Raw genomic sequence first — 8,603 nt, forward strand, 5'->3', positions numbered from 1 at the left:
CGACTATGCGCCTGTTGTCGCGTCTTGATGACGAACGATCCCGGCGCGGCGCTGTCCCTGCTTTGCTTGGGCACCGGTCTTGGGCTTCCTGCCCAAGCCGTTCACTGCTTCGCAGCTCACCCGGCGCGATCTGGTATGTCATTTTCCGGCAATCGCCTGAATCGTTAAGGAGGGTATCGTCCTGTGAGTGACCTGAGTCCCGAGGAACAGAAACAGATCCTGGAGAGTGCTCCCAAGGGCACGCTTGCCATCATACTGGGCTACGGCCTGATCATGGGGCTCGCCTGGCTGGCGCTTTATTTTGGCCGCTTTCTGGCGCACGGCCCGGTGAACTGAGGGGGGTCCCATGCATATCGATCCGCTTGAACGTACCTGGGTCGTGGTGGTGGGGTTGCTCACCGCCATGATGCTGGGGGTAATCTTTTACACCGCCTGGTCAGGCGACATCCATCCTCCCAGCAACGTGGAGGTCATCGACTCCACCCGCCTGCATCTGACCGAGGAGTTTGCGGAGGACAACCTGGGCGCCAGGACCCAGCCGGACGGGTCGGTCAGGGTCGCGATGGTCGCCACGCGATACGGATTCTATCCGCAGCACATCGAGGTGCCCGTGGACACTCCCATCACCTTCCGCTTCGCCACACCGGATTCGTTGCACGGGTTGCACATTCCCGGTACGAACGTGGATACCATGGTAATCCCGGGTTTCGTCTCGGAGGTCAATACGGTGCTCCAGAACACTGGCACCTTCCCCATGTACTGCAACGAGTATTGCGGGCTGGGGCATCACGACATGTGGAGCCGGGTCACCATCACGCCCAAACAGGGCTGAATAAGGCGATTTCTGTCAAATGACATACCATCCTGCTTGTCTTTGTCGTCCGTCCTCTGTGTTGCGACAACAGTGACATAGTTCGGACTATGTGCCTGTTGTCGCGCCTTGATGACAAACGATCCCGGCGCGGCGCTGTCCCTGCTTTGCTTGGGCACCGGTCTTGGGCTTCCTGCCCAAGCCGTTCACTGCTTCGCAGCTCACCCGGCGCGATCTGGTATGCCATTTTCCGGCAATCGCCTAAAACAACACGTCTGGAGTGAGTCGAATGACTGAGAGGGAGAAACCGAACGGCCTGGCCCTGAGTCACATGTGGGTGGCCATGATCACGTTTCTGGTCGCAGCCTTTCTTGGCCTGTACCAGGTGCTCGAGCGTGCCGAATACATCCCGGCGTGGGCGGAAGGATACTACACCTCAGTCACTGCGCACGGCGTGATCATGGCCTACGTGCTGACCACCTTTTTTATCGTGGGATTCGGTTACTACTGTGCCTCGAGCAGCCTGAAACGACCGATCTGGAGTCCGGGACTCGCCTGGGGTGGGTTTCTGATGATGCTGGTCGGTGTGCTGCTCGTGGTCTATGCCATCGTCACCGGCCAGGGAACGGTACTCTATACGTTCTACCCGCCGCTGACCGCGCACTGGACCTTCTACGTGGGCGCGGCCCTGCTGGTCGTGGGCTCGATCGCCTGGATCATCATCATGATCGTGATGCCGATCCGGTGGAAACGGGAAAACCCAGGCCAACCCCTCCCCCTGATCATGTTCACCACCACGGCCAACGCACTGCTGTGGGGCTGGACCCTGGTCGGTGTGGCCCTGGAGGTCGTGTTCCAACTGATCCCCCTGTCTGTTGGCTGGATCGATTCCGTCGATGTGGGCCTGGCCAAAACGCTGTTCGCCTGGACCCTGCACCCCATCGTTTACTTCTGGCTGATCCCGGCATACCAGGCCTTCTACATGCTGGTGCCCCGGGTAGCCGGCGGCCGGCTGTTCAGTGACGAGATGGCACGTGTGGCCTTCATCATGCTGCTGGTGTTCAGCCTGCCGATCGGGATGCACCACCTCTATGTCGATCCATTCCAGGCGGCGGGATGGAAACTGTTCCATGCCTTCGGCACCTTCATGGTGGCGGTGCCGACACTGATCACCGGATTTACCGTCCTGGCGGGCCTGGAGCTTGCCGGGCGACTGCGTGGCGGCAAGGGCCTGTTCGGCTGGATTCGCACCCTGCCCTGGGACGAACCCATGCTGGTAGCGACCGCGCTGGCGCTGCTGATGCTGACCGCCGGCGGTTTCGGTGGGATGATCAATGCCAGCTACGGCATGAATACCATGGTGCACAATACCATGTGGGTACCGGCCCATTTTCACCTCATCTTTGCCGGCACGACGATCATCATGTACTTCGCCATCGCCTATCACCTGTGGCCGAAGATGACTGGAAGGGAACTCTTCTCGAAGTCCCTGGCGGTCAAGCAACTGTGGGTCTGGTTCATCGGCATGCTGATCCTGACGATCCCGTGGCACTACGTGGGTCTGCTCGGCATGCCGCGGCGTACCGCGTTGATGCCGTACGATCCGGTCTACGTCGATCCCTGGAAATCGACGCTGTTTGCCATGGCCATTGGCGGCGTCGTGCTGGCAGTCTCGGCCGTGATGCTGATTTACAATCTTGTCATGACCCAGGTGAATCGGGCGCGGGAGGCGGATCGTGAACTGAAATTCGCCGAGCCGATCCACCCCGTCCTCAGTCTGCCCGCACCCCTGAACGGGTTCACGCTGTGGAACTCGATCATCCTGATCTACATGATTGCCGGGTGGGGGTATCCGATCGCCCAGTTTTTCGTGATGAACACACAGAACGCGCTCCCCTGGGGATGGTAGTCATGAAAAGACGCTCACTGGCCTTGATTCCGATTGTGGCAACCCTGGTGGGCGGTGCCGCCGCCGGGCCTTCCTCCCAGGTGGCCTGGGACCGTGACACCCTGCAGTTGCTCGCGTCAGGGGACGCGGTACGCGGTCAGCAACTCTCCGGTCAGTGTGCCTCCTGCCACGGCAGCGAAGGGACGAGTCCCTCGCCCAACTGGCCCAGCCTTGCCGGGCAGCTCCCGACCTATCTCTACAAGCAGCTCAGGGATTACAAGGACGGGAAACGGCAGGATGCCTTGATGTCGGCCCTGGTCGGGGACCGCTCCGATCAGGACATGGCAGACCTGGCGGCGTACTACGCCTCCCTGCCGCTACCGCCGGGAAAACCCGGTGGTGACGAGACCGCGACCCTACTGGCAGAAATGGGCGACGGGCCGCGACTGATCCCCGCATGCAATTCCTGCCATGGCCGCAGCGGTCAAGGCAATCGCGTCCTGAAACGGGATGTCGCCACCATGCCCGCGCTGACGGGCCAGTTTCCGGCCTACCTCGAAAAGACCATGCTGGACTACAAGAGCGGCAAGCGGGAGAACGACGTCTATCGCCGGATGCGGGCCATCACCGGGCAATTGACCGAGGCGGAGATCAAGTCCCTCGCAGCCTACTACGGCACCCTGGCCCAGTAGGCTCGCAGTGGGTAACCGGGGAACGTAAACGGTCCCCGGTCAACACCCCTTTCATTCGTTCGCATTCGACGCCCGGATGGCTGAATCTCGCGGTCAGTGCTTTCACTGCGGGCTGCCCGCTTCATCCGGTCCTGCGAGGCGCTTCGAGGTGCTGGGGGCAGCGCGTGAGTTCTGCTGCGACGGCTGCCTGGCCGTCACGAGAAGCATCGTCGAATCCGGCCTGGAAGACTACTACCGATACCGTGAGGCACCCACTGCCCGGGCGGAACCAGAGGTGGTACCGGATATCCTCAGGAAACTGGCGCTCTACGACAACGAGGATGTTCAGCGCAGTTTCGTGCGCCAGGGGGCGGGCTGGCGCGAGGCCTCCCTGATCCTGGAAGATATCCGCTGTCCCGCCTGTCTCTGGCTGAACGAGCAGCATGTCCGACGTCTGGACGGTGTGCTGGGTGTCGAGATGGACTACACCAGCCAGCGGGCGCATGTCCGCTGGGACCCTGGTGTTACGCGTCTGAGCGTCATCCTGAAGGCCATCTCCAGCCTGGGGTTTCGCGCCTATCCCTACGACACCGCACATCGGGAGAAGCTGCTTCGCGACCGCAAGCGGCGCAGCGCGCAGCGGCTGATCTTCGCCGGCGCCATTGCCATGCCGGTCATGCAGTTCTCGCTGGCGAGTTACTGGATGGGCGGACCCCAGGCGGACGGCACCCTGCCCCTGTGGGAGGTGCTGGGTCGCTGGACCATGCTGGCGGCGGTCACCGCGGTACTGGCCTGGTCCGGACAGGAATTCTTCGTCGGCGCCTGGCGGGACCTGCGCAATCGCCGCCTGGGCATGGACGTCCCCATCGTGCTCGGCCTTTCCATCGCCTGGCTGGGCAGCCTGGTCGCCACAGTACAGCGTCACGGGGAGGTCTACCTCGATTCCATCGCCATGTTCGTCCTTTTCATCCTCGCGGCGCGCGTGCTGGAGATGCGCGGCCGTGTTCACGCCGCGGATGCCATGGACCGCCTCGCACGCGTTGTGCCCCAGACGGCGAGGCGTATCGGTCCGTCGGGCGCCGAGACGGAGATCCCGGCCGCCGAGCTGAATCCGGGCGACCTGATCCGTGTGCGGCCGGGCGAGTTCCTGCCCGCCGACGGCGTGGTGGCGGAGGGAGCGGGTGCGTTCGACGAGTCGCTCCTCACCGGGGAGTCGACTCCGGTGGTGAGGCAGGCCGGCGAGCCGGTCATCGCGGGTTCCTGCAATACCGACCAGGCAGTAGTGGTCGAGGTGATACGCGTGGGTGAGGACTCGACCGTCGGGGAGATCCGCCATCTGCTCGACCGGGGCCTGAGCTCGAAGCCGCCCGCGGCACGGCTGGCGGACCGGGTGGCGGGATGGTTCGTCGCCGGCGTGCTGGTGGTGGCCCTGACCACCGCCATCGTCTGGTGGTGGCTGGACCCCGAACGGATGCTGTCGGCGACGATCGCCGTGCTCATCGTCACCTGCCCCTGCGCCCTGGCGCTGGCGACACCCGTAGCGCTGGCCGTCAGTGCGGGACGCTACGCCTCCCAGGGAGTCCTGCCCCTGGATTCCGCGGCCATGGAGACGCTCGCCACGGCCGACGTGGTGGCCCTGGACAAGACCGGCACCCTGACACTCGGCCAGTTGCGGGTTTGCGATTGCTACGCACCGGGACCGGAAGGCGCGGGACCGATGATGGACCGCGCCGGCGCGTTGGAAAGACATTCCGAACATCCAGTCGCCCGCGCCTTTCGGCGCGAGATGCCCGGTCCGACCCACGAAGCCGAGCGGGTGAGAAACGAACCGGGGCACGGTGTCTGCGGTGTGCTAAAAGGACACCGCTGGTTTTTGGGATCGCCGGAATGGGTCGCCGGTAACGACGACCTGGCCCCGGTCTTCGAGAAGACGATTCGCCGGTGGCGCGCGGCGGGGTTCATGGTCGTCGCCCTTGGAGACCCCGGCGGGCTGCGGGCCGTGTTCGCGCTGAGAGACCGGTTGAGGGCCGGGGCTGAAGCGATCGCCCGGCAACTACGAGACGCCGGCGTCTCGCGCATCGTCATCCTGAGCGGCGACAGTCCTCTGTCCGTTACCCGTATCGCGCGGAAGCTGGGGATCGACGAGGCCCTCGGGGGACTGACCCCTGCCGGCAAGATGACCTGGATACAGGACAGGCAACGGGAGGGACATCGCGTCCTCATGGTAGGCGACGGCATCAACGATGTGCCGACACTCGCCGCGGCGGATGTCTCGATCTCGTTCAGCGATGCCACGGAGCTGGCGCAGATCAACAGCCGGTTCGTGATGCTCTCCTGCGGGATGGACGCGATCGTCTGGAGCCGGGAACTGGCCAGGCGCACCATCCGTATCATCCGCCAGAACTTAGCCTGGGCGGCGGGCTACAACCTGCTCGCGGTCCCTGCAGCGGCCATGGGCTTCGTGCCACCCTGGGCGGCCGCGATCGGCATGTCGCTCAGTTCACTGCTGGTGGTTGTCAATGCCCTGCGTCTGCGCAGGGTGAGCGTCGATCCATCGACGGCCGCGCCGTCAGGGGATACCCCGTCACGGGTGGAATCCGGTTCGACCTCCTGATGGGATCCCCCGCGCCGGTACGGGGCGGAACGCGTCGGGCGGTCAGTCACAGAACGGGACGCCGCCCCGGTAGTTTACGGTCTGCAACTCCGGCGTGATCCCCACTTCGAGCGCGTAAACGCCGCCGGCCAAGCTTCCGGCCGATATCAGAGCCAGAGAAAACACCAACCTCAACATCGCCACATTCCCCCCTCGCTTTTATGGATATCGATCATCCACCCCAGAAGATGAAAAATTACCTTACCATGCGATCCCACTGCACGGATTTTTGAAACTATAGGCGCTAGGAGTAGCGCTTGGCTGACAGAATCAGGCAATCGGGATCCGAATCCGGTCATCTTCCGTGTTTTTCAACGCGGTGGGTTTGTTTGGCACGAAGCCGGTGTTTTTTACGCTAACGCAAGGCGTGGATACCGCTCTTTGTCTCTATAGATGACCAGGCCCGAGTGACCTCAGCAACCCTCTTCGGTGACCAGGGCGCCACCGCCGTGGCCCGACGTGGCTGGCGCGACGGGCGGTACATACCCGACCGGTTCGGAGGGCACGGGGGGGGCCTCCCTAGGCGCCGTCTCTCCGGCGAAGTAGCAATAGATGGCGCGCCGTTCGGCAACCTCCGGCAGTTCGTCGTCGGCGGCGCTCTCCGGTATGTCGGGGTTCAGCACCCGCTGCGCCCAGAAATTGTAGCCGCCGGTCAGCAGTCTCGCGTCGCGACCGGTAAGGCGGAGCATCACCGCGGCCTTGGCCGCGTTCTCGCTGCCCGTGGAATAGATCACGATCTTCCGATCGGTCGGCAGGGTCTCCAGCGTCGCACCCGCCACGAGTTCCGTCATCGGAAGATGTTGCGAACCCTCGATGGCCCCCGCTCGATACGCATCGTCGTCACGGACATCCACGAGCACGAAGTCCTTCCGGTCCTCGATGATCCAGCGGGCGAGTTCATCGGGCGACACCCTGTCCTCACCCCGGGCTGCGGCCTGAGCCACCGCCTCGAAACGCGAACTGTCCGACACTTGAGCGTCCGGTGACGGTTCCTGGCAGCCAGACAACAACGTGACAGCGGCGGCGCTTAGCAGGAGTATCCCAAGGCCTGATTTCATGTCGGTTCCTTTACGAAGGTGACGAAATTGGCGCGCATCCCGGTTCCGCCCATGATGGGGTCGATTCTGACGTTGGTCATCAGGTCGGCGTCGTCCGCGCCGACGCCGTAGGTCAGCCGCAATCGGGGCGATCGATGCCCGAATCCATGCGCCATGAACACGGAATCCGGACGGATCCGTTCGGTGACGCGGACACGGATCGGATCGCTGGTCACGCCCTGCGGATTGATGAGCCGCACGTGCTTACCGTTCTTCAGGCTGTGTTCCGTCGCCACCAGCGGATTGACCCAGAGGACATTCTCGGGCGCAAGCTGGAACAGTTGCGCGTTGTTGGTGGTCCTGGAAAAGGAGTGCGCCGGTATCCTGCCGTAGTTCAGGCGGTAATAGCCTTGTGGCGGTTCTTGCGGCGGCGTGTAGACCGGCATCGGATCGAAGCCGGCCTGCTCCAGTCGCTTCGAAAAGAGTTCGATCTGGCCGCTGGGCGTGTTGAACCGTCTCTGCTCACCGGGCCGAAGGTAAGCCTCTGTCTTGCGCGGAAAGGGCTTGAGTCCCCGTTGCTGCATCTCCTCCAGCGAACTGCCCACCTGCTTGAGTTGCCAGTCCAGCACCTCGGTGAAATCCTCCCAGGGGAAGTACTCATCCAGACCCAGTTTGAGGCCGAGTTCCCTGGCGATCCACCAGCCGGGTTTCGAGTCGTAGCGCGGTTCGAAGGCCGGCATCCGCAGCGCCAGCGACGGCGCCATCTCCGGCGAGTTCCTGAGTTCGTCGTAGCGCTCCAGATAGGTGCATTCGGGAAACACGACATCCGCGTACCCGGTGATCTCCATCGGCATGGTGTCGATCACGACGACCAGATCGAGGGCGTTCATCGCGGCAGCTAATTTGCCGCGGATCCCGGGGACGGTCATGGGCAGGTTGGTTCCATAGACCAGCCAGCCCTTGTAGTGTGCGTCGGGTCCGATCGAGGCGTCGATCATGGCATTGCTGACACCGAGGTTCGCGAAGGGGTATTTCCCCCCGTTCGCGTCCGTGGCGGTGCTGCGCGGCTCCGGGTACTTCGGATAGGGGTACTTCGGCAGCTTGACCTTTTCGGGATAGTAGTACCCGCCTTTGCTACCCCACGAACCCAGCAGCGCGTTGACGATCGCGATCGCGCGTTCGCGCTGGGTGTCGTCACCGTACCAGGTGGTATGCCGTCCGGGGTGCACCAGCGTGGCGGGGGCGTGACGCGCCATCTCCCGCGCCGTCCTGCGGATCAGGTCCGGCTTGATGGCGGTCTCCAGCCAGGCCCATTCCGGGGTAAACGGCGCGACGTGCGCAGCAAGCTGGTCGAAACCGATGGCGTAGCGCGCGACATAGTCCCGGTTGTAGAGATTCTCCCCAATCAGGACGTTCATCCAGGCCAGCAGCAGGGCGATATCGGTACCCGGCTTGATCGGCAGCCAGACGTCGGACTTACCCGCCGCGACGGAAAAGCGCGGATCGACGGTAATCAGCGTCGCGCCCCGGTCCAGGGCCTCGG

At 63.5% G+C, this 8,603-nt stretch carries 7 protein-coding genes; 5 read left to right on the forward strand and 2 right to left on the reverse strand.

What is annotated here, in order from left to right; genetic code table 11:
- Positions 1-183 precede the first annotated feature (183 nt).
- From LJE91_12550 to LJE91_12570, 5 genes are all read left to right on the forward strand, one after another.
- A complete protein-coding gene (locus LJE91_12550) occupies positions 184-336 on the forward strand; it encodes a hypothetical protein (GenBank protein ID MCG6869516.1) in 153 nt (50 codons plus the stop codon).
- Between the two features lie 10 nt (positions 337-346).
- Positions 347-832: a cytochrome C oxidase subunit II gene (locus tag LJE91_12555; protein MCG6869517.1), complete on the forward strand. Its 486-nt coding sequence runs from the start codon at positions 347-349 to the stop codon at positions 830-832.
- Between the two features lie 268 nt (positions 833-1,100).
- Complete coding sequence (locus LJE91_12560; GenBank protein MCG6869518.1) at positions 1,101-2,720, forward strand: cbb3-type cytochrome c oxidase subunit I; 1,620 nt, start codon at positions 1,101-1,103, stop codon at positions 2,718-2,720.
- Positions 2,721-2,722: 2 nt separating this feature from the next.
- On the forward strand, positions 2,723-3,391 hold the full coding sequence (locus LJE91_12565; protein ID MCG6869519.1) for a cytochrome c4: 669 nt from the start codon (positions 2,723-2,725) through the stop codon (positions 3,389-3,391).
- 76 nt (positions 3,392-3,467) lie between these two features.
- Entirely contained in the window at positions 3,468-5,984 is a 2,517-nt protein-coding gene (locus LJE91_12570; protein ID MCG6869520.1) for a heavy metal translocating P-type ATPase, read from the forward strand.
- Positions 5,985-6,436: 452 nt separating this feature from the next.
- Here the strand turns inward: LJE91_12570 and LJE91_12575 are convergent, their stop codons facing one another.
- Both LJE91_12575 and LJE91_12580 read right to left on the reverse strand, forming a co-directional pair.
- Positions 6,437-7,081 (reverse strand): rhodanese-like domain-containing protein, encoded by a 645-nt coding sequence (locus tag LJE91_12575; GenBank protein MCG6869521.1) that lies wholly within the window; start codon positions 7,079-7,081, stop codon positions 6,437-6,439.
- On the reverse strand, positions 7,078-8,603 hold a 1,526-nt coding region (locus tag LJE91_12580), incomplete at its 5' end, for a molybdopterin-dependent oxidoreductase (GenBank protein ID MCG6869522.1). The genes LJE91_12580 and LJE91_12575, both read right to left, overlap by 4 nt.

This window comes from Gammaproteobacteria bacterium, from assembly GCA_022340215.1.
In the GTDB taxonomy this organism is placed as follows: Bacteria; Pseudomonadota; Gammaproteobacteria; order JAJDOJ01; family JAJDOJ01; genus JAJDOJ01.